The organism is Ruegeria sp. HU-ET01832 (genome assembly GCF_040371315.1).
Classification (GTDB): Bacteria; Pseudomonadota; Alphaproteobacteria; order Rhodobacterales; family Rhodobacteraceae; genus Ruegeria; species Ruegeria lacuscaerulensis_A.
The window spans coordinates 487,247-507,723 of record NZ_BAABWL010000003.1; the positions used below are offsets into that span (position 1 = coordinate 487,247).

The following is a 20,477-nucleotide window of genomic DNA, read 5'->3' on the forward strand; positions in this document are numbered from 1 at the left end:
TTCAGTCCCTGAGGTTATAGGCACGGGCGGCGTTACCGCCCAGAACCGCATTGCGTTCGTTTTCCGAGAGATCGCTCAGAAGTGTGTCGGTGGTATCCAACCAGCGCTGATAAGTGCTGGCCAAGGTACAAACTGGCCAGTCGCTGCCCCAGATCAGGCGTTCCGAGCCGAACGTGTCCAAGAGGTGGTTAACGTATGGGCGCAAGTCGTCAGTGCTCCAATCCGCAGCTGCTTCGGTCACAAGGCCGGACAATTTGCAATAGGCCGAGGTTTCCTGCGCCAAGGCCGCCATATCCTGAGCCCATCCGTCGATCACACCATCGCGTATCAAAGGCTTGGAGCCGTGATCGATGACCACGCGCATCTCGGGATGGCGCGCCAGCAACTGACGCAGAGGGGCCAGATGTTGGGGCAAAGTCAGAGCGTCAAATGTCAGGTCGTTCTGCTGAATGGCAAAAAACGCAGAAGACAATGCGTCGTCCAACATCCAAATGGGATCAGCTATGTCCTGAATCATCGGCCGCAAACCGACAAGCGCCGGATGCGCGGACAGCGCCTTGATCTGACCGGCCGCGTCCATTGCTTCGAAGTCGACCCACCCGACTACCCCTTTGATAAAAGGCGTGTGGTCAGCCAGAGACAACATATATTCCGTCTCGGCCACAGTCGGCGCCGCCTGTACAAGAACGGTCCCCTCAATCCCGGCCGCTTCGATCAAAGGGGCTAGGTCTGACGGACCAAAGTCCCGATAAATCGTGGCCAGTTCCGAAGTGAGCCAACCATAATCGCCCCGAGCCAAAGCCCAGAAATGCTGGTGCGCGTCGATCTTCATCCAATCACACCCTTTTTCAAGATGATGTTGCCATACAACCTGCGCTCACCTGTCTGAACAACGGCAAAAGCTGTTGCGGCGCGATCATAGAACGCGAAGCGTTCAAGACCCTGCACCACAGCCGGGTTGTCTGCCGTTTCATTGATGATCTGCTGAAAATCCGCGACCGCCTCTGGCACAGCATCGGCGTCTCCGACCACCTGCATCGTCAGTGCTGGGTCCGGCACAAAATTGTCCAGTGGCATCACCGACAAAACTGCGCGCAGGATCTCACTGGCCGACGATCCGTCGGCCCGAATGCAGAGCGGTCCGGTACTCGTTCCCGGAAAATTGGCGTCCGCGATCACGATTTCATCGCCATGGCCCATCGCACGCAAGGTGTGCAGCAATTCGGGTGACAGGATCGGGTCGATGTCACGCAGCATCGGCGGCCTCCGAAGGAAGCGGAGCATCAGGCCGGATCAGCCCTTCGCCGCGCAGGTCGGACCAAAGGCCGGCAGGAATCTCGCGATCCAGCAACGCGACATTGGCCTGCACCTCGGCGGCGTTTACCGCGCCGGGGATCACAGTTTTGACGGACGGATGCCCCAACACGAACTGTAAAGCCGCCGCGATCAGAGGTGTCTTGTGCGCCTGACATACAGCTTCGATGTTGCGGACGCGCTGCAAAATCTCTTCTGGTGCATCATCATAGTTGTACTTTGCGCCCGGCACTGCACCGGTTGCCAGAATCCCCGAATTGTAGGGACCGCCCAGGATAATTCCTACGTCACGCTTTTCACAAAGCGGCAAAAAGCTGTCCAGCGCCTCTTGTTCCAACAGGGTGTAGCGCCCCGCCAGAAGGAAGCCATCGAAATCGCCCAGACCAAGTAGTTTTTCGCAAACTTGCCATTCGTTCACGCCCGCTCCGATGGCTGCGATTTCACCGGCGTCACGCAGCTCTACCAGCGCTTTGTAGCCGCCGCCGTCAAACAGCTCGCGCACCTTGGCATCGGACATCTCCTGACTGCCCTGGCTGAAAACACAGACGTCATGGATCAGCAGAATATCCGCGTTGGCCACCCCGATCCGTTCGCGGCTGGCCTCGTAGGAACGCATCACTCCGTCATAGGTATAGTCAAACACGATCCGCTTTTGCGGCACGTCAACAAAAGCCTCAGGGGTCACTTCATGCGGTTCACAATCCAGCAGAAGTCGCCCGATCTTGGTCGACAGCTGGATATTTTCGCGTCCAAAGCGGGCGATTGCTTCGCCAAAGCGTTGCTCGGAGCGTCCAAGCCCGTATTGCGGTGCAGTATCAAAAAAGCGGATACCCGCATCATAGGCCGCCTGCAGGGCCGCTTGGGCGTCTTCGTCGGAAACCTTACGATAGAGGTTCCCCAATGGTGCGCCACCGAAACCCATGCGGGTCAATGGTACAGGGCGCGCCGTGCGGTTGTTCAGTAATTCTGTAGTTGAAGCGGTCATCCTGCCTCTCGTTCGGTTTGGAGCGATAAGTTGAAAAGGTGGGGTTTTTCCTGACGCAAGACTTCGATCCGAGGCATGAGCTGGCCCATATGGCGGCGCATGGCCTGCTGCGCCATGTCTTCATCGCGCTCTACTATTGCGTTGAATATCGACCGGTGCTCTTCAAGCGTTTCAACGATCCGGCCTGGCGTCGGCAGCAGCAGCATACGTGCGCGGCTAACCTGAAGGGAAACGGTCTGCGCAACATCTGCCAAACGGTGGAAACCCGTGAAATCCATCAGCAGAGCATGAAATTCTTCATCGGCCTGATAAAAGCCCGAGATATCCTCATCCTCGACCAGAAGCTCTTGCAAACGCATGTTGCGACTTAACCTGCGACGCTGATCCTCGGTTAGGTCGCGGGCGACTTTGGCAATTGTCGCCAATTCTAACGCTTCGCGCAGAAACATGCCTTCGCGTATCTCTGACATCGAGAAATAAGAAACTCGGGTTCCGGATTGCGGAACGACGTCCACCAACCCTTCTGCATCCAGTCGCGCGATGGCTTCGGCAACCGGCGCGCGGGACACGCCAAGCCGTTCGCATATCGGCGCTTTCCTGAGGTTCGCTCCGGGCGCAAAGTCCAGAGACAGGATTGCGTGTTTGATAGACAAATAAACACGGTTGGCCAACGAACCTTCGGTCGATGAAATGTCACGCAAAAGCGTCGCGTCGATATCTTGTGGCTTATTCATGAAAGTTGATCTAGCATACTAACATGTTAGTTGACAAGTATGTGATCGCAGTTTAGCAATCACTGGCAAGCAAGCAGGAAAACGATGCAAGCAGATCAAGAAATAAAGGCTTTCACGCCCCCGACTCGCGATACGGTGAAGCTGAGCCCCGATGACAATGTCGTTATCGCACTGCGTGAATTGCAAGCAGGCGAGCAGCCCAATGACGTGCCGGTTCCGCTGATCTCTCAGATTTCGCGCGGCCATAAAATCGCGGTTGCGCCAATTTCCAAAGGGCAGAACGTGATTCGCTATGGTCAGATCATTGGCCAGGCGAAATCGGATATTGCGCCGGGTGACCATATTCACGTCCACAACCTGGGCATGGGCGCGCATCAACAGGACTATGCCTACGCATCTGCAAACTCCGCGTTACCCGCAATTGCGGAAGAGCGCACATTTTTGGGCTACCACCGCGCGGATGGCAAAGTGGGAACACGGAATTACATCGGGATTCTGACCACGGTGAACTGCTCGGGCTCGGTTGCACGGTTCATCGCCGAGGCAGCCGAGAAATCCGGAATTCTTGACGAGTTTCCCAATGTAGACGGCGTGGTCCCAATTGTGCACGGCACAGGCTGCGGGATGTCCGGTAAGGATGAAGGGTACGCGACCTTGTTCCGCACTCTTGCGGGCTATGCACAACATCCGAACTTCGCGGGTATTCTTCTGATCGGTCTGGGATGCGAAGTCATGCAAGTGGCAGATCTGGTGGGGGGTCGTCCGATCCGCGCCGATGGTGCTCTGCGTTATATGACTATCCAAAACGAAGGCGGCACGCGGCGCACAATTGACCGGGGCTTGGCCGAGATCAAGGGTATTGCCGAACTTGCCAATCAAGTAACACGCGAACCCGCGCCAATCAGCGAAATTACGGTAGGAATGCAATGCGGAGGCTCGGACGGGTATTCGGGCATCACTGCAAACCCTGCACTGGGATATGCATCCGACCTGCTAGTGCGTCACGGCGGAACGACAATCCTGTCGGAAACGTCCGAAGTATACGGTGCCGAGCATCTTTTGACTCGCCGCGCCGAAACGCCCGAAGTTGGCGCCAAGCTGATCGAGCGCATCCAGTGGTGGGAAGACTACACCGAACGCAACGGCGGCGAGATGGATAACAATCCAAGCCCCGGCAACAAGCGCGGTGGACTGACAACCATCCTCGAAAAATCTCTGGGTGCGGTTGCCAAAGGCGGCACTGCTCCGATGCGGGACGTCTATAAGTTTGGCGAGATCGTGGACAAGAAGGGCTTTGTCTTCATGGACAGCCCAGGTTTCGACCCGTGTTCGGTGACGGGGCAGGTGGCCTCAGGCGCGAACCTGATCGTTTTCACCACCGGGCGGGGTTCGGTCTCGGGCTATCAGCCGACGCCTTGCGTCAAGCTGGCAACGAACTCTGAGATGTACGCACGGATGGCCGACGATATGGACCTGAACTGCGGTGACATCGTCACCGATGGTGTCAGCATCGAGGCGAAAGGAGAGGAATTGTTTGAAATTCTGATCCGCGTTGCCTCAGGCGAGAAAACTAAAAGCGAAGAGCTTGGATTTGGGGGGGTCGAGTTCGTCCCCTGGCAGATCGGCGCGGTAATGTAATTACGCACCCTGGGGGATGAGGGTAGCATGGGAGGGAACATGACAAAACTGGTCGACATGACGGGGATCGAAAAGTATTTCCCCGGCGTGCACGCGCTGAAAACAGTGCAGTTCGATCTGTTTTCGGGCGAGGTTCACGCACTTATGGGCGAGAACGGTGCCGGGAAAAGCACGCTGATGAAGATCCTGTCGGGGATTTATCAGCGCGACGGTGGTGATCTGGTGATCGAAGCCAAGTCGGTCAGCCCGACCACGCCCGGCGAAGCGCAGGATCTGGGCATCGGTATCATCCATCAGGAACTGAGCCTGATGAATGATCTGACCGTAGCGCAGAACATCTTTATCGGTCGAGAGCCCCGCAAGAGCTTTGGTAGACTGGACGAGGCCGCGCTAAACGCACAGACGGCCGAGATTTTCGCCTCGATGAACCTGTCGCTGGATCCAAAGACACTGGTAGGCAGCCTGACCATTGCGAAACAGCAGATGGTCGAGATTGCCAAGGCGCTGTCTTTCCGGTCCAAGGTTCTTATCATGGACGAACCCACAGCGGCCCTGAACGATGCTGAGATAGCCGAGCTGTTCGTGATCATTCGCCGCCTCAAGGCCGAGGGCGTGGGCATCGTCTATATCAGTCACAAAATGGACGAGCTTAAGCAGATCGCGGACCGCGTCACCGTGATGCGCGATGGCGAATATGTGGGCACCGTAGGCGCGGCTGAGACACCAATCAGCCAAATCATCGCCATGATGGTGGGGCGTGAGGTGAACGAGAAACCTCTGGACGTGCCTGATCTTGGCGACGCCGAAGTTTCGCTTGAGGTGTCCGGTTTAAATCGCGGCAAAGAGATCAAGGATGTCAGCTTCTCGGTCCAGAAGGGCGAGATTCTGGGGTTCGCGGGCCTGATGGGGGCCGGTCGGACCGAAGTTGCGCGCGCAATCTTCGGCGCGGATGGGAAGGACAGCGGAACGATCCGCGTTCATGGCCAAGAGGTTTCGATCAAGTCGCCCAAGGATGCCGTGACTGCGGGCATCGGCTATCTGTCCGAGGACCGCAAACATTTCGGGCTGGCCACCGGCATGAACGTGCGCGACAATATCGCGCTGGCTTCGATGGATCTGTTCACCGGCACCGGAGGGGTGTTGAATGACGGTGAAATCAGCACCACGGCCAAGGGATATATCGCACAGCTGGGCATTCGCACGCCCTCGGACGTGCAAGAGGTCCGACTGCTGTCAGGGGGCAATCAGCAAAAGGTTGTGATTGCAAAATGGCTGCTGCGCGATTGCGATATCCTGATCTTTGACGAACCCACGCGGGGCATCGACATCGGTGCGAAGTCCGAGATTTACAAACTGCTCGAAGAACTCGCCGAGCAGGGCAAGACTATCATCGTGATCTCGTCGGAACTACCCGAGATCATGCGCCTGAGCCATCGCATCGCTGTGATGTGCGAAGGCCGACTGACCGGCATTCTGCCCGGCGGAAAAGACACCACTCAGGAAGACATCATGCATCTGGCCACCCAACGTGCGGCGGCGATGCAGGTAACGGGGGCACCACAATGACCACGGCAACAGACGTTGAAAAGAAGAAACCACTCGCGGGACTGTCCGACAGCGGCGCGTATCAAAAACTGCTAGCATTCGCCAGTTTGATCGCGCTGCTGATCGGCTTCTCAATCGCGTCGCCAAACTTTATGCAAACCTCGAACATGATCGCCATTTTGCAGGCGACCTCGGTCAACGGGGTGCTGGCAGTGGCGGCAACGCTGGTGATCATCACCGGGGGGATCGACCTGTCGGTGGGCACGCTGATGACTTTCTGCGCCGTGATCGCAGGCGTGGTGCTGACCTATCTGGGGATGCCCCTGCTGCTGGGCGTGGCGGCAGCCATCGCGGCGGGCGCGTTCTGTGGGCTTTGCTCGGGCACTTTCGTTGCCAAAATGAAAATCCCGCCTTTCATCGCCACGCTTGGCATGATGCTGATCCTGAAAGGCCTGTCGCTGGTCATCTCGGGTACGAGGCCGATCTACTTCAACGACACGCCGGGCTTTGACCAGATCTCGCGTGGGTCGCTGATCGGAGAGATCTTCCCGGCTCTGCCCATCCCGAACGGCGTTCTGATCCTGTTCCTGGTGGCGATTGCAGCGTCGTACATCCTGAGCCGCACGGTTCTTGGTCGCTACACCTTTGCCTTGGGTTCGAACGAAGAAGCAGTTCGCTTGTCCGGTGTGAACACCGACGCTTGGAAGATGCGCATTTACGCTCTGGCGGGCGCAATCTGCGGCATCGGCGGCATCTTGATCGCCTCGCGCTTGAACTCGGCGCAGCCTGCGCTGGGTCTAGGATACGAGCTTGAGGCGATCGCGGCCGTGGTGATCGGTGGCACGTCGCTGTCGGGTGGACGCGGTACCATTCTAGGGACACTGATCGGCGCTCTGATCATGGCGGTCCTGACCAACGGGCTGCGCGTGCTGTCCGTGGCGCAGGAATGGCAAACCGTTGTCACCGGCGCAATCATCATTCTGGCGGTCTATGCCGACATGGCCCGGCGCAAAAAATCCGGCTGAAGAAACCAAATAATAAACGACCAACTGTGGAGGAGAAAAACATGTTTTCACGTCGTTTCATTCTGGGAGCGCTGAGCGCTGCCACCCTTGCAGCCCCGGCCTCGATGGCCACTGCCGAGGAAATCTACATCCCGCTGGTATCCAAAGGCTTCCAGCACCAGTTCTGGCAGGCCGTGAAATCCGGGGCCGAGCAGGCGGCAGACGAATACAACGTCACAATTACTTTTGAAGGCCCCGATAACGAAACCATGGTGGACCGTCAGATCGACATGCTGGCAGCTGCACTGGCCAACAACCCAAAAGCCATCGGCTTTGCTGCACTGGACAGCCAGGCAGCTATCCCGCTGCTGCGTCAGGCGAATGACAAGGGTATCCCGATCATCGCGTTCGACAGCGGTGTTGACAGCGACATCCCGCTTTCAACCGCTACCACCGACAACCTTGCTGCGGCCGGGCTGGCTGCCGACAAAATGGCTGAGAAAATCGGCGGCAAAGGCAAAGTCGCCGTTGTAGCACACGACCAAACCAGCCGGACCGGTATCGACCGCCGTGATGGCTTTGTGAACCGTATCGAAGAAAAATATCCCGATATCGAAGTTGTCACCGTTCAATACGGTCAGGGCGACCACCTGAAGTCGACTGAAGTTACCAAAGCGATCCTGACGGCCAACCCTGATCTGGACGGTATCTTTGGCACCAACGAAGGTTCGGCCATTGGCGTTGTGAATGGTGTTCAGGAGCTGGGAACCGAAGGCCTGGTCATCATTGGCTATGACAGCGGCAAAGCGCAGAAGGATGCGATCAAAAGCGGCCTGATGGCTGGTGCGATCACTCAGAACCCGGTTGGAATCGGCTATGAGACCGTCAAAGCGGCTGTTTCCGCATTGAAGGGTGAAGAAGTCCCGGCCCTGATTGACACTGGTTTCTACTATTACGATGCGTCGAACATGGACGACCCGAAGATCTCGGCCGTTCTGTACGACTAAAACCACCCACTCACGGTGACTATTCCGGCTCGCCAATTTGGCGGGCCGGATTTCGTTTGGATTTGCAAAACGCAGTTTAAACTAAAAAATCGATCTGGCGATCGCGGCCAGTTTCGCAATGAAACTTAGAAAATGCGCAAGGAATGTGCTACTGTTCCCGATATAGTTGTTTTTATACGTTAAAGGTTATTGCTACTGTGTCCGATAAATCGAAAAATCTGTTTCGGCTTCGACCGTTGGAAAGGGCTGATGTAGAAATCGTCGCGCCTTGGTTCCAAAACATTGAAGACCTCGCTCTTTTTGATCGAACATCCCGCGTTCCCCAAAACCGCCTCCAGACTGAAGACAGTTGGAAAGATGCCTTCACATCTGAAGGTTCCGGCTGCAAATGCTGGTTCATTGTTGAGTCCGAGGAAGAAGAAGCCTTGGGCATGGCTGGTCTCGAGGGGATTTCGAATATCAATCGCGACGCGGTCGTTGCAATGTTTGTACACAAGTCCGCACGCCGACACGGAGTTGGAATCCGAGCAACCGCGATGATCGTTGACTTTGCGTTCCGACAACTCGGCCTGAATCGCTTGACTTCATATTACCGCGCCGACAACCACACCAGCCGTGACCTTGTCAGTAGAATTGGCTGCCAGGTCGAAGGCACAATGCGGCAAGCGTGGTTTGCGGATGGAGAGTTCCACGACATGATTGTTGTGGGCATCCTAAAGGACGACTGGATGCAGCACAGAGAAGTTCTCGCCTCGGAATTATCCACGGATACTGTCGTGGAAATGGGAGTGTCGGCATCATCAAACTGGTCATGGCCACCCAGGTTGGCAACAGGCAACGAAAGGTAGAAACAGCCGACAGTCGAAAAAACTAAAAATTGCTATATGTTGAAACGGGTGCCTATTTGGCACCAATTAAACGAGTATTGCCTGTGAATACCTCTAGTCCGAATTTTTCAATGACGCAAAAGCTCGGTGCTGTTTTGTTCGCCGACGTGGTCGGCTATTCCCGCTTAATGAGCGAGAATGAGCTGGACACATATAACGCTCTGAAATCGTTACTATCTCATCTTGAAACATGTTGTGCAAAATATCAGGGGCGGGTCGTCGAAGTACGTGGAGATGGGCTGCTTGCCTTGTTTGAAACGGCCACAAGCGCAGTTGAATTTGGCATCGAACTGCATCGGATCGCAAGCCAACACAACGAAACTCGAACAGATGATCAGCGAATCAAATTCCGCGCAGGCGTTCATCTCGGTGAAATTCTGATCGACGATCGCGGCATTCACGGCGACAATGTCAATATCGCGGCGCGGTTGCAGGAAATTGCAGAACCCGAGCGTGTTTACGTCAGCTCTGCAGTCTATGACCAAGTCTGCAACAGGCTGCGGTACGGCTACGAATTCCTGGGCCCCAAGCAGTTAAAAAACATACTCAATCCTGTCTCGACTTATTGTGTGCGCAGCGAAGTTGCAGGCGCAACAATGGCCGGCACCATGCGCCCGGAAACGCCCACGAGTCAGGTTCTGGAACGACCGGACACTCCGTCCGTCGCGGTGCTTCCCTTCGGCAGCCAAGGCGGAGATGAATCCGACAGTTGGATTGCCGAAGGCATGACCGACGACATCATCATGAATCTGTCAAAGTTCCGGAACCTTTTCATAATCGCGCGAAATTCCTCTTTCTTTTTCAAGGCACAATCGATGCCTCCAAAAGAGGCCGCCCAGCGATTGAATGTACGCTACATCGCGCGGGGCAGCGTCCGCCGGTCGGCCAGCCGAATTCGCATTTCGGCGGAACTGGTGGACGCCACCACCGAACGGACGATTTGGGCGGAACGGTTCGACCGCAGAATCGACGATATTTTCGACATATTGGACGAGGTGACCGAGTGCATCGTTGCAGCGACCGCCGTGATGATCGAGTCCCATGAAAAGCAGCGAATGATCCAGGCGATGCCATCCAACCTCGAAGCGTACAGCTCGGTTCTTCAGGGGCAGCATCACATCTTCAAGTATACGCGAAACGACAATCGCAAGGCGCAAAGCTTCTATCAATCGGCACTGGAACGAGACGAAGGGTATGCCCGCGCGGCCGCAGCGCTGTCGCGCACACTGAATATAGACTGGCGGTATTCTTGGACCGAAGACCCAAGCACCGCGTTGGATCAGGCTCTGAGATTTGCGCAACGTGCTATCGAGCTCGACCCGACTGACGCGCGTGGGTTTGGCGAACTGGGTTATGTCCACCTGTATCGCAAAGATCACGATGCGTCGATCCAGTCATACCAGCGCGCCTTGGCGCTCAACCCAAATGATGCAGATATGCATTCGGACTATGCCGACGCGCTGGCGCATTCGGGCGACAACGAAACAGCAATCACCCATCTGCAACAAGCAATGCGGCTGAACCCGTACTTCCCGGATCAGTATCTGTGGCACCTTGGCGGGGCATATTACAACCTACGCCGTTACCAAGATGTTATCGAAACCGTCAACAAAATGAACAACCCAACCGAAGGTCAACGAATGCTTGCAGCGAGTCACGCCCAGTTGGGCAATATGGAGATGGCCCGGTTGATTGCGGACAAACACCGTGAAGCGCATCCAAATTTTTCTTTGCAACGGTGGGCCAAGGTTATGCCCGACCGTTTGGAAGACGATACCCAGCATTTTGTCGAAGGATTGAAAAAGGCCGGGTTCTGAATAAGAAAAAGGGCGCGTCAAGCGCGCCCTCGTTACATTGATCGTAAGCGACCCTCAGTCGCCGCCCCGGACTTTGGCCCCACTTACTTTGGCGCCGCTGACCTTTGCGCCTGATACTTTGGCTCCGCTGACCTTAGCCCCGCTCACTTTGGCTCCAGATACCTTTGCGCCACTGATCGCCGGGCTATCGAAGCCGAAATAGATATCCAGTAGGACTTGCTCGAACTGGCCAGCCATCACATCCATGCGCATGGTCTGATCGGACTTGTCGTAGTTCCAAACACGTATGTCATCAGCAACCTGATAGTCTGCGGCTGCAACCCCACCAATAGACGGGTTTTTCGGGGCCCGTGATGCGTTGTCGTCTGGAACGTTTGCTTTTGCAACTTCCTTACCGTCACCATGAACTAGAAAAATCACAGGTTCGGGAAGGTCATAATATGTGCCTTCGTAAGCAAACCCATAAATTTTTGCGAATTGTGCTTTGTTGTTTCCTTCATCGCCCAATTGCTTTTCCAGATGCTTGTTGTTGCCCTGGCCGTTGTTCGACTTTGCCGTATAGCTCAAGTCTTCCAATACTCTTCCGTAAATCAACACTTCTGAAAAACTGAGTAATGTCTCCGCCATAAACTCATCTCCCAATTGCGGACGAGATGCACCAACCACCTCGCCCTCCACCACGACCCAAATTATAGACGGGCCAACAAATCCAAAAAATCATCCTATTCCTGAATGCCATAATTTGAATTGAAAAAAAAGAACTTACTCACTCTGTACCCGGCACCAAAGTTCGAACCGAATTGGCATGACTGTCTTCGTCTGGGTTCGGCAAACGCGGACCTGCCGTCGTCAAACCGATATCGCGCATCCGAAAATTACCCTCGATTATTTGCCGGAATGCGCCGCCGGTAATTTCCTGATCCACAGTAACTAGTGCTTTTTCGACACCAAAATAGCTGAGGGTATCAGCATCCAATAGGCTCCAGGTATCAGCTAAATAGGTCCCCAAGTAGTCGCGCGCCTCAAGTAGGGCAACGCGGAAACCCTCGGGGTTTTCCGCGTATCGCTTGTCAAAAACGTTTTGCATGACAGCGCTGTAATCGGGCGAGTCTTCCAATTGGTCCGACAGATCCTCTTCCTCAGGTGAAATCAGACCGTGTAGCAAAAGACGTTCGTGATAGATGTCGACGAAAATGTCGAACATTGCTCCGGTCAACGGCTCAGAAAGGGCATGTTCGCTGTACCAACCCGAGGAAAATTCCGAGAGGGATCTGTTATTAGCCGCCGTTCTGATTTGCGCGTTTTCGGACAATTCTGCAAATCGGTTCAATCGGTTGAATGTGTAGAGATTGCCCCGAGTGTTTTCCAACAGCTTTTCAACAACTGATCCAAAATGCAAAGACGCCAACAGCGCGACCAGATCGGCAGCGGATTCATGAAACCCGTAATACTCGCCCGAAGCGTCGCCATCGGCTGGCATTCCAATCACGCTATAAATTATGGCGTGACCAATTTCATGCGCCACGACATCGAAATTCAGACTGTAGGGTCGGTATTCGTTACCGTGCTCATGTGTTCCACCGGTTTCCAGAAAGCCCCACCCAATATGAGCATTGTCGAGACTGGGCAATAAAGACAATTCCAAACGGTCGAAATCACGCGCGAAATGCCACGGGATGGGGCGGTCGAAATAGCCTTGCCACACATCCATGGTGAAATGAGCGGAACCGAAAAGATGCGCAGCTTCGAAGGACGGATCGGATGGGTCGATATGGATGAAATTTCCCAGCTCATCTGGCATTGCGGGCGGTTGTATGTATCCGTCCCACGGGGGTAGGTACATGCCCGGCCCGTTGGGACCTGGAACAATGGCACCATAGGGTGTCATTTTACCAACCGGATTCACCGTGTACATACGCGGACCAGAAGGTCCGGGACCGATGCTGCCTTGTGGTGCAGATATCTCGACCAGTTCCAATTCCGCGTCAGGTTCGAGAAAAGGCGACTGTGGAAAAAGCAAAAACCGAGTGCCCGGTTCCTCATTCTCCGTTTCTTCGGGTAAGTTCATAATGCGCCCTCCCGCTTGGTTCGCTGGTCCGTCACGCGCCAGAAGGCGACGAGCTATCGGTCCTATGGCAAAATAAAAACTCGGCTTCTATCAAATCGAACAAGGCATCCCGATCGGGAAGTCCCAATGAAACTGCGTATGAGTCAAAATCATCCGGTATGTCCCGGTCAAGTATTGTTTCAAAGTACCACAACACCATCGACAACCTTTCGGCGTTCGCCATTTGGCTGGTCGAGAGGGATAAGGCCGCCTTTTCTCTTGCCCGGTCGCGAAACTCGGCATAACGGCCGGCACGGCATAGTTCAGCAATGAGCTGAACCTCAATCCGGTTTTTTCTATCGGCAATCGCCCCTTCAATTCGGGTATTATCGATCAGCATGGCCTCGTAGCTATCAAGACTTAGATCGTTGTCATCGAGCCACTGCATTAAATCGGAATGACGTGGCAGACCCGCGCTGGCCCGGTGGAGCGACATTTGGTGCATGACCGCGTCTCGGTCTAGCGAGTTTCCAGTACGCACATCCGCTTCCTGCGCCAATAGGCTTAGCGCGGCGCGTTCGCGCAATCTGGAAAAAAGCTGAGGGTTCAGGCGCAATTCATCCAACACCGCGTGACCGTTGGTTGTTTCTACATCAACCCGGGCGCGCAACCCCTTCCAAACCAGCGTCCTTTCCATTCGAATTGGGTTTTCTAATGATGGGGTAGATCTGGCAAAGTGTTCGGCCATCTTTCGAAGCATTGCACAAGCGTCCTCAGCCTTCGCATCGACCTGCCCGGTTTGCACCCAAGCTTGGAAGTCGGCGATACCCTTAAGATGACTGAGGGCCTGGCAGATACTTTCCCAGCTTCTTTGCTGGTAATGAATGCTTTTTGCCACGCCTAGCATTTCATCAGCATTCGCCAAAGACACCAGCCCGTCGGCCACCGCCTTTGCCACCGTCGCACGCACCGACACCATCGGGACACTAAGCGCAGGATATCCAAGCTCTGCTGGTCCATGCAGGACGGCAACTTCATCATCGTCCTGCAAAACATCCGCGCGGTAGTCTTCGAAAATCTGCCCGACACCGATCATTCCCATGTCCGACAGCTCTGCAGCCCTGAGCGCACCCATACTGGCGCTTCCGAAGACTGGTATACCCTGCTCCATAGCCCAAAGAATTTCCTTGTGCCAAACCGACGGCACCCCTTCGAAATATCCGTCGATAATCCCGATAGCATTTGGTCGGTCGCGCGCGGCCCGATAAACATCCCCCTGCCGAACCGGAGGGAGTATCGTGGCCTCCAAATACTCTGCTATCCTTTCATGGGGCAGAGTGGGGCCGACAAATACAACGACACTCATGCCTGGGCACCGCCAACAGCGTTCGCACGGCGCCCCGGAACATAATCGGGGTCATCATGCGGGGCCTCAAGACCGGGAATAATCGCCCTGACAACCGAGATATCCAATTCTGAGCGAGACAGATTGACGACTACTGTTTGAGCAAGTCCAACCTCGCGCAAACGGTTCAGTAACAACTCTATATCTTCGTCAAATGAATCGGTTGAGTAGGTGGCGCACTCTGTAAAATCCTGAAGCGGAGAGGTTTCCTTGATCAAGCTCTGTACAAAAGCGCTCCGATCAATTTTTGCCTGATCAGTAAACTCTGACGGATCCAAATCATCCCGTGCCCCAGAGATATAGGTCAGACGTGTCTGCGCAGCTTCGGTTACCGCGCGCAAAAGTGCAATCGAACGATCCGGGTGACACCCATCTCCGATGCCAATATGGCCGGTCTTACCTTCTGGTTCGCATATCACACAGCGAAAACAAGCGATGCCAACATCAGACGTCGTGTCCCAAAGACCAATCTCCAACCCCGCATGTGAGATCATGTTCAGAGCCTGTTGGCATCGGTCGTCTTCAATTGTTCTGACATCTATCCGATGTGGTTTTACCCTATGATGCCAGAGGGTTGTCGCGTCTCTCTCAATCACTTCACAGATTGCATGGCAACTTGCTTCGGTCACCGTATTTCCAGACGCCAGCCCATTGGTGGTTCTTGGAAAAGCGCAATGTCCTCCAACTGGGGCACTGGTGTAATCCGTGTCTACCATCTCTAAAGGAACCCAACAGTCTAACTGTGTATTCAGGTCACGGCCCTGAACCCACATAATAGCTTGATCTGGATCGAAACGCCCTCCGGTCACACGGGGCAGGGCGTCAATGTCAATAATAAAGGCCCGCTGGATCAGATCATTGTAACGGGCCAACCGCTGCGGAAGTTGAATCTGTTCTGCATGCCAGGACTCGATCGCCTCCATGACGCCTGAAGCCCGCGCCGCGCTAAGAGACAAGCCTTTTCCTAAAGACACTGCAACCGACCGAGAGTTTGGTCGCGTCACCATAACCGTCGGCAAACCTATTCGATCCAGACCTGTCAGGTTGGCCACTCGCGTAATACCCATCGCCTTCAGGTGCGGCTTGACCAAACTGAGCGTTTGTTCAGGATCACGCGCCCGATGCGTGTCCAAAATGTATTTTTTCTGTGAGTTTAAGGACATGAGACGAACCCAGAACAAACCAATCAGGTGTTTAACATGATGTTGAAATCAATATGAAACACGATGGTTGATCAAAGATCAGCGGTCAACATTAACACGTAGAGCCAAGCAGAGTTGTCACGATTTTTAACATAACCATAGTTATCTGTACCGCAGATGGCCAACATGCGCTTGGCCTTACCAGCTGATCCTTACAGGAAGCATCGCCCAAACCATGGTGGCCTCTTTGTCTGTTCGATTGCGAAACCGGTGTGCGATCATCGAGGGGTAAGAAAAACTGTCGCCCTTGCGCAGGACGATGACTTCGTTGTCAAGACGCAGCTCGACTTCTCCGGTCAAGACAATCGCATGCTGTTCACCTTCAAATGAATATCCTTCCAACGGCTCTGGCGGGGTACCCGCGCCCGGGCGAAAGCGGGACAGGATCAGATAACATTGCCCCGATAGAGTGCTGGATAGAAGCTCATCCTCGAAACCAAGTTCTTCGGTTGTCCGCGTGTACATGCCCGACAACGAGCGGCGGCTTTCTGCACGGACAACATGTTTGCGTTCAAGCGAGCCTGCTCCTGATTGTTTGGGAAAGAACCAGTCGGGATCCACTTCCAGAGCCGTGCTGATTTCTGTCAGGAGGTCTTCAGATACCTTCGCCGAGCCAAGCTCGATCCGGCTCAGGTAGGCGGTCGAACAGGATACGGCCTCGGACAAGTCATTCAAGGTCAGTCCGCGCGCCTTGCGTACTTCGCGGATTTCACTGCCCAGTCGCTGGGCATCAGTGTCTGGAAAGTCGTTTTTCATGCATTCGAGATAAAAGATTTTTGTTGATTTTTCGAGAGAAATTCAACTTAGTTGAAAAGAGAGCTGAAATTCAACTAATCACGATCAACTGGGAGGAAGCTATGCGCTTTGATTTGATTGCCAATTTCAGCCCCGGCGAGACGATTCCATGGGCGCGCACGCTGGAAATGATCCTCGAACAGTGTTCGCTGGCCGAGCAGGCAGGGTTCACAACCGCATGGTTTACCGAGCATCACTTTGCCCATAACGGGTACATGAATGCGCCGCCCAACCCGATCCAGATGGGCACTCATGTGGCTGCGCATTGCAGAAAACTGCGGGTTGGAACAGCCCCTATCATCCTGCCTGACTGGCATCCGTTGCGTGTGGCCGAAGATGCGGCGATGCTGGATAACATGACTTTGGGCCGGTTCGATTTCGGGGTGGCCAAAGGCATCAACGAACGCTCGACCCTCCAATTCAACAAGAATGCGGACCGGCGCGACAATGCCAAGGTCATGCGGCTGTATCAGGAGAGCCTTGAGATCATCCTGAAAGCCTGGACCAACGAAGCGTTCACCCATCACGGCGAGTTCTATCAATTCCCGGTTCCTGGCTGGAAAGAAACCAACCGGTTCTTTGACCCTCTGAACCCGCGTTATCACGGCGAGGATGGCGAATACAAAGCGATGTATGTGCATCCGCGCCCCTACTCCAACCCTCATCCGCCGGTTTGGCTGATGTCGAATGCTCCGCCAACGTTTAAGCTGGCTGGCGAGCGCGGTTGGGGTGTGATCTCGATGGCGGCAGGCCCCAAGGCGACGCTGGCCTGTTGGGAACCCTATCGTCAGGCGTTGTCGAAGCGTAAAGGGCGCGATGTGAAACTTGGCGAAGGCGTCGGTGTCTGCACGGCCTTTTATGTCGGTGAAAGCATGGAAGAAGCGGTGAATACCATCCGCGGCCCGATCAATGCCTATTACGAATTCCTCGGCGGGTCGCGTCCGAAAGGTGAATGGACCAAGCATGGTTATCTGGATGTCGGCGAGGACATGACCTCCGAGGATGAGGATATGGACTGGTTCGACTTATATGCCAACCATTTCGTTCCAGAGGGAGCTTCGAGCACCTAAACCTTTGTAAATTATTAAAAATATTTTCATCAGGTCAGGTTCTCGCTTCGAAAGACTTGCTTCATCACTTGGGATTACAGAACAAGTATTTTTCGGATGGAACTTTCGAAATGTGGCCACATACACATACGCAGCGCCTACAAAAAACAAATCATCACAATGCCTTACAAGATTGGACGTTCTGGGATCAAAAATGACCGACAGCACTTGATGCCACTTAGTTAGGTACTCGTTGCTGACTAGATTTGACTTACAGTCACGGACGGAGACTCAGATGGTCTCAACTACTTCCGACGTTTTTATTATTGGACTGCCAACGGCGGTATGTTTTCCGACCACTGAGAGGCGCAATACCCGGCCATTTCAGAGTGACTGGCACCTTGGCACGCGCGCTCTCCAAATAGCTGGCGTGTGCCGAGGTGCCTTGGTCCGTCAGGACCAATCGAAATTCCATTTCAAGAGTTGTCTTTGAGCTGATTTGCCCTGCTTTGCGTCAGGCTATAGCTGTCACCGTTCACCTCAAGAATTCTGACATGATGGGTAAGCCCGTTGAGAAAGGCTCCGGTCAACAATATCAAACCGTGACAGGTACAAGCGTTGTTGCCGATGATCGTTGCAAATGTGCAGCCTGGTGAGGCCGCGTGGATCCGCGCCTCCAAGTTGCTTTGGCTGTCGAGATTGTTCCCTTCGATCATTTGCAGTTGCGGACATCTCCGGTGATTCGCAGCGCTGGTCAAAACTGGCACCGACAATGCTCAAAAGCGCGTTAGACCGGCAAAAAAAATCTTAGCGCCCTCATCGCCAAGAATAGACATTCGTAGGGCACCATTGCCTCTCCACTCTTCTTTTATCCTTGAAACCAAGAACAGTCCTCTCATCTATCCATTGGGGACCAAGAACAGTATAAGCATTTGTTCTTGCTAAATATTTAAGACTGCACCAAGCGCGAGAAAGTTGAAGATTAACCTCCATTCGAGTATCGTATGGAGACCATCCACTGCCTCGGAGAAACCCTTGAAGCCCATTTCAACACTAGGCCGACAACCTGTGAAACAAACTCAAACTCGAGCTGGCGAAACCCGATTTTCGATTTATCGGGAAGATGGCAGCATCGCTCTGTGGCCTTGGGCTTGGGTTGTCAGCGAGACACGTCAACGCAACTACACCCCTGATACTATCTCCACTCGACTGTCTCACATCGCCATTCTTGAACTTTGGGCAATTCACCGAGGTATCGAGCTTTACACCATCATGCTAGACGGAGAATGCCTTAGCTTAGAGCAAGTAGCAGACTTAAACTACTTCCTGAATTTTCAAATCCAGGATTTGCGTAAGCTGGCGTGGGTTTTGCCCATGAATGAGCAGAAGTTTCTTACCAGGTGTCTGGAAGAGCGAAGCGTTCAAGCTGGCACAATAATCCAACGGCAGATAGGTATTGAAGAATACCTCCTGTGGCTCGGCGAATATGGCAATCGCTTGCTTCAAAAAATGCCAAGTCCAGTTTCCAAACAGAAACTGTGCCGTCGCAAACAACTCTTGGAACCAGCGATCAAGCTAAGTGACGGCGGCTACCACACAGCGCCGGGGAGTTATGCGCATTACTATCGAAAGATACGCAAAGGTATGCCACAAAGCCGGATCAAGGCATACGATCATGAGGAAGCTGCTGACCGCTTTTCCCTATGGTTAGCGATCTGCAATCCGTATGATGTTTGGCCCAAGAACCGAATTCGTGCACTACGAAACTACCTAATTTTATTGATGTTTACCGAACTTGGTTTGCGCGCTGGCGAGTTGGGTCAAATGAAGACCGAAGATTATAAGAGCGAAGATGATTTGATCGAGGTCGTTCGCCGCCACAACGACCCAGAAGACCCTAGGAAACGTCAGCCAAACGCAAAGACCTTCGACCGGAAAATCAGTTTGAAAGAGTCGCCGTTGCTGATCGAGACCCTCGATGAATGGATGGATGTGAGGGACGACATCGATTTTCAAAGCGGTAGAAACTCAAACCCCTTCATGTTTGTCAACTTGGCGCGTGATCCCACTATGTATGGCATGCCCATGTCCAAGACCGCAATTGACGATGTGTTCAGAGACGCCTCCAGAGCAGCTGGAGTTCGAAAACTGACGCCGCACCCTATGCGAAGCGGTACTTCGTCTCGGAATCATCCGTGTATCGCATTCTCAGCGCCGAGGATTTGATCACGGCACCGGCCCATGTCGTGATCTGCGCAGCCGATGAGTTACGGGACAAAACAAGTCGTCCGAACGAACTCTGGCAGACCGACTTCACGTACCTGAAGGTCATCGGTTGGGGCTGGTTCTACCTCAGCACAATCCTGGACGATTACAGCCGCTACATCATCGCCTGGAAGCTCTGCACGACGATGAAGGCTGTGGACGTCACGTTGGAACTGGCGCTGGAGGCGTCTGGCTGCAACAACGCGACGATCCTTCAGAAACCTCGGCTGCTCAGCGACAATGGCTCGTCTTACGTCGCCTCTGATCTTGCCGTTTATCTTGAGGACAAGGGCATGGATCATGTTCGTGGTGCGCCGCACCATCCGCAAACCCAAGGCAAGATCGAACGCTGGCACCAGACCATGAAGAACCGTGTCCTTTTGGAAAACTACTTCCTGCCCGGCGACCTGGAACGCCAGATCGGGGCGTTCGTCGATCACTACAACAACCATCGCTACCACGAGAGCCGGGACAACCTAACCCCCGCCGATGTCTATCACGGCCGCAGCGCGAAGAACCTAAAGAGGAGAGAGGAGATCAAGAAGCAGACAATCCGAAAACGCAGGTTGCAGCACCAAGCCGCTGCTGCCTAAACTCAAACAGAAACCGAACCAGAGCCTCCGTTACAAAACGGCCTAAATTCTCCGGAAAACCCTGACGACGTACAGGGCTGAGAGCGGTCATCGATTGGTCGGGTTCTCTACTAAATTAGACAAAATCATCCCCACACGACTTATCCACAGGACACACTGTCCGGGAATTAAGGGCACAGTGACATTTGTA

The 20,477-nt window shown here is 54.1% G+C and carries 17 protein-coding genes and 1 pseudogene; 9 read left to right on the plus strand and 9 right to left on the minus strand.

Annotation, left to right across the window (positions count from 1 at the left end; all coding sequences use genetic code 11):
- Position 1: 1 nt before the first annotated feature.
- The 4 genes from ABWV79_RS12260 to ABWV79_RS12275 are packed head-to-tail and all read right to left on the minus strand — an operon-like array spanning position 2 to position 3,033.
- Complete coding sequence (locus ABWV79_RS12260; protein WP_353392242.1) at positions 2 to 832, minus strand: amidohydrolase family protein; 831 nt, start codon at positions 830 to 832, stop codon at positions 2 to 4.
- On the minus strand, positions 829 to 1,257 hold the full coding sequence (locus tag ABWV79_RS12265; protein WP_170355079.1) for an RbsD/FucU family protein: 429 nt from the start codon (positions 1,255 to 1,257) through the stop codon (positions 829 to 831). The genes ABWV79_RS12260 and ABWV79_RS12265 overlap by 4 nt, the downstream gene beginning before the upstream one ends.
- Positions 1,247 to 2,299: an aldo/keto reductase gene (locus tag ABWV79_RS12270; protein ID WP_353392243.1), complete on the minus strand. Its 1,053-nt coding sequence runs from the start codon at positions 2,297 to 2,299 to the stop codon at positions 1,247 to 1,249. Before ABWV79_RS12270 ends, ABWV79_RS12265 begins: the two co-directional genes overlap by 11 nt.
- Positions 2,296 to 3,033 (minus strand): GntR family transcriptional regulator, encoded by a 738-nt coding sequence (locus ABWV79_RS12275; protein WP_353392245.1) that lies wholly within the window; start codon positions 3,031 to 3,033, stop codon positions 2,296 to 2,298. The genes ABWV79_RS12270 and ABWV79_RS12275 overlap by 4 nt, the downstream gene beginning before the upstream one ends.
- A gap of 84 nt (positions 3,034 to 3,117) precedes the next feature.
- Between ABWV79_RS12275 and ABWV79_RS12280 the strand changes: the two genes are divergently transcribed.
- The 6 genes from ABWV79_RS12280 (at position 3,118) to ABWV79_RS12305 (ending at position 10,931) form a co-directional block, all read left to right on the plus strand.
- Positions 3,118 to 4,671: a UxaA family hydrolase gene (locus tag ABWV79_RS12280; RefSeq protein WP_353392247.1), complete on the plus strand. Its 1,554-nt coding sequence runs from the start codon at positions 3,118 to 3,120 to the stop codon at positions 4,669 to 4,671.
- 39 nt (positions 4,672 to 4,710) lie between these two features.
- On the plus strand, positions 4,711 to 6,237 hold the full coding sequence (locus tag ABWV79_RS12285; protein WP_353392249.1) for a sugar ABC transporter ATP-binding protein: 1,527 nt from the start codon (positions 4,711 to 4,713) through the stop codon (positions 6,235 to 6,237).
- Complete coding sequence (locus ABWV79_RS12290) at positions 6,234 to 7,241, plus strand: ABC transporter permease (RefSeq protein ID WP_170355083.1); 1,008 nt, start codon at positions 6,234 to 6,236, stop codon at positions 7,239 to 7,241. The genes ABWV79_RS12285 and ABWV79_RS12290 overlap by 4 nt, the downstream gene beginning before the upstream one ends.
- 41 nt (positions 7,242 to 7,282) lie before the next feature.
- Positions 7,283 to 8,227, plus strand: a complete 945-nt coding sequence (locus tag ABWV79_RS12295; RefSeq protein ID WP_353392251.1) for an ABC transporter substrate-binding protein — start codon at positions 7,283 to 7,285, stop codon at positions 8,225 to 8,227.
- 197 nt (positions 8,228 to 8,424) lie between these two features.
- The gene (locus tag ABWV79_RS12300) at positions 8,425 to 9,075 is read left to right on the plus strand and encodes a GNAT family N-acetyltransferase (RefSeq protein WP_353392253.1); all 651 of its coding nucleotides are present in this window, start codon (positions 8,425 to 8,427) and stop codon (positions 9,073 to 9,075) included.
- 110 nt (positions 9,076 to 9,185) lie between these two features.
- Positions 9,186 to 10,931, plus strand: coding sequence for an adenylate/guanylate cyclase domain-containing protein (locus ABWV79_RS12305; protein WP_353392255.1), 1,746 nt, complete (start codon positions 9,186 to 9,188; stop codon positions 10,929 to 10,931).
- Positions 10,932 to 10,985: 54 nt separating this feature from the next.
- Here the strand turns inward: ABWV79_RS12305 and ABWV79_RS12310 are convergent, their stop codons facing one another.
- From ABWV79_RS12310 to ABWV79_RS12330, 5 genes are all read right to left on the minus strand, one after another.
- Positions 10,986 to 11,558: a pentapeptide repeat-containing protein gene (locus tag ABWV79_RS12310; RefSeq protein WP_170355087.1), complete on the minus strand. Its 573-nt coding sequence runs from the start codon at positions 11,556 to 11,558 to the stop codon at positions 10,986 to 10,988.
- 139 nt (positions 11,559 to 11,697) lie between these two features.
- Positions 11,698 to 12,999: a gluzincin family metallopeptidase gene (locus ABWV79_RS12315; protein WP_353392258.1), complete on the minus strand. Its 1,302-nt coding sequence runs from the start codon at positions 12,997 to 12,999 to the stop codon at positions 11,698 to 11,700.
- A 31-nt stretch (positions 13,000 to 13,030) separates the two neighbouring features.
- Positions 13,031 to 14,344 (minus strand): TfuA-like protein, encoded by a 1,314-nt coding sequence (locus ABWV79_RS12320; RefSeq protein ID WP_353392260.1) that lies wholly within the window; start codon positions 14,342 to 14,344, stop codon positions 13,031 to 13,033.
- Entirely contained in the window at positions 14,341 to 15,546 is a 1,206-nt protein-coding gene (locus tag ABWV79_RS12325; protein ID WP_353392262.1) for a YcaO-like family protein, read from the minus strand. The genes ABWV79_RS12320 and ABWV79_RS12325 overlap by 4 nt, the downstream gene beginning before the upstream one ends.
- Positions 15,547 to 15,723: 177 nt before the next feature.
- On the minus strand, positions 15,724 to 16,341 hold the full coding sequence (locus ABWV79_RS12330) for a helix-turn-helix domain-containing protein (protein WP_353392264.1): 618 nt from the start codon (positions 16,339 to 16,341) through the stop codon (positions 15,724 to 15,726).
- 101 nt (positions 16,342 to 16,442) lie between these two features.
- Between ABWV79_RS12330 and ABWV79_RS12335 the strand changes: the two genes are divergently transcribed.
- The 3 genes and pseudogenes from ABWV79_RS12335 to ABWV79_RS12345 all read left to right on the plus strand — a co-directional run.
- Positions 16,443 to 17,450, plus strand: a complete 1,008-nt coding sequence (locus ABWV79_RS12335; RefSeq protein WP_353392266.1) for an LLM class flavin-dependent oxidoreductase — start codon at positions 16,443 to 16,445, stop codon at positions 17,448 to 17,450.
- Positions 17,451 to 19,211: 1,761 nt separating this feature from the next.
- Positions 19,212 to 19,655 carry a tyrosine-type recombinase/integrase gene (locus tag ABWV79_RS12340; protein WP_353392390.1) on the plus strand — a complete coding sequence of 148 codons (444 nt, stop codon included), beginning with the start codon at positions 19,212 to 19,214 and terminating at the stop codon, positions 19,653 to 19,655.
- Positions 19,598 to 20,287, plus strand: a pseudogene (locus tag ABWV79_RS12345) (transposase); the annotation flags it as partial. The gene ABWV79_RS12340 and the pseudogene ABWV79_RS12345, both read left to right, overlap by 58 nt.
- Positions 20,288 to 20,477 lie beyond the last annotated feature (190 nt).

Excerpts from the sequence above, each read along its gene's own strand:
- ABWV79_RS12260 (WP_353392242.1), bottom strand. The coding sequence starts at position 832 with ATGAAGATCGACGCGCACCAGCATTTCTGGGCTTTGGCTCGGGGCGAT.
- ABWV79_RS12265 (WP_170355079.1), bottom strand. The coding sequence starts at position 1,257 with ATGCTGCGTGACATCGACCCGATCCTGTCACCCGAATTGCTGCACACC.
- ABWV79_RS12270 (WP_353392243.1), bottom strand. The coding sequence starts at position 2,299 with ATGACCGCTTCAACTACAGAATTACTGAACAACCGCACGGCGCGCCCT.
- ABWV79_RS12275 (WP_353392245.1), bottom strand. The coding sequence starts at position 3,033 with ATGAATAAGCCACAAGATATCGACGCGACGCTTTTGCGTGACATTTCA.
- ABWV79_RS12280 (WP_353392247.1), top strand. The coding sequence starts at position 3,118 with ATGCAAGCAGATCAAGAAATAAAGGCTTTCACGCCCCCGACTCGCGAT.
- ABWV79_RS12285 (WP_353392249.1), top strand. The coding sequence starts at position 4,711 with ATGACAAAACTGGTCGACATGACGGGGATCGAAAAGTATTTCCCCGGC.
- ABWV79_RS12290 (WP_170355083.1), top strand. The coding sequence starts at position 6,234 with ATGACCACGGCAACAGACGTTGAAAAGAAGAAACCACTCGCGGGACTG.
- ABWV79_RS12295 (WP_353392251.1), top strand. The coding sequence starts at position 7,283 with ATGTTTTCACGTCGTTTCATTCTGGGAGCGCTGAGCGCTGCCACCCTT.
- ABWV79_RS12305 (WP_353392255.1), top strand. The coding sequence starts at position 9,186 with ATGACGCAAAAGCTCGGTGCTGTTTTGTTCGCCGACGTGGTCGGCTAT.
- ABWV79_RS12310 (WP_170355087.1), bottom strand. The coding sequence starts at position 11,558 with ATGGCGGAGACATTACTCAGTTTTTCAGAAGTGTTGATTTACGGAAGA.
- ABWV79_RS12315 (WP_353392258.1), bottom strand. The coding sequence starts at position 12,999 with ATGAACTTACCCGAAGAAACGGAGAATGAGGAACCGGGCACTCGGTTT.
- ABWV79_RS12320 (WP_353392260.1), bottom strand. The coding sequence starts at position 14,344 with ATGAGTGTCGTTGTATTTGTCGGCCCCACTCTGCCCCATGAAAGGATA.
- ABWV79_RS12325 (WP_353392262.1), bottom strand. The coding sequence starts at position 15,546 with ATGTCCTTAAACTCACAGAAAAAATACATTTTGGACACGCATCGGGCG.
- ABWV79_RS12330 (WP_353392264.1), bottom strand. The coding sequence starts at position 16,341 with ATGAAAAACGACTTTCCAGACACTGATGCCCAGCGACTGGGCAGTGAA.
- ABWV79_RS12335 (WP_353392266.1), top strand. The coding sequence starts at position 16,443 with ATGCGCTTTGATTTGATTGCCAATTTCAGCCCCGGCGAGACGATTCCA.
- ABWV79_RS12340 (WP_353392390.1), top strand. The coding sequence starts at position 19,212 with ATGTTTACCGAACTTGGTTTGCGCGCTGGCGAGTTGGGTCAAATGAAG.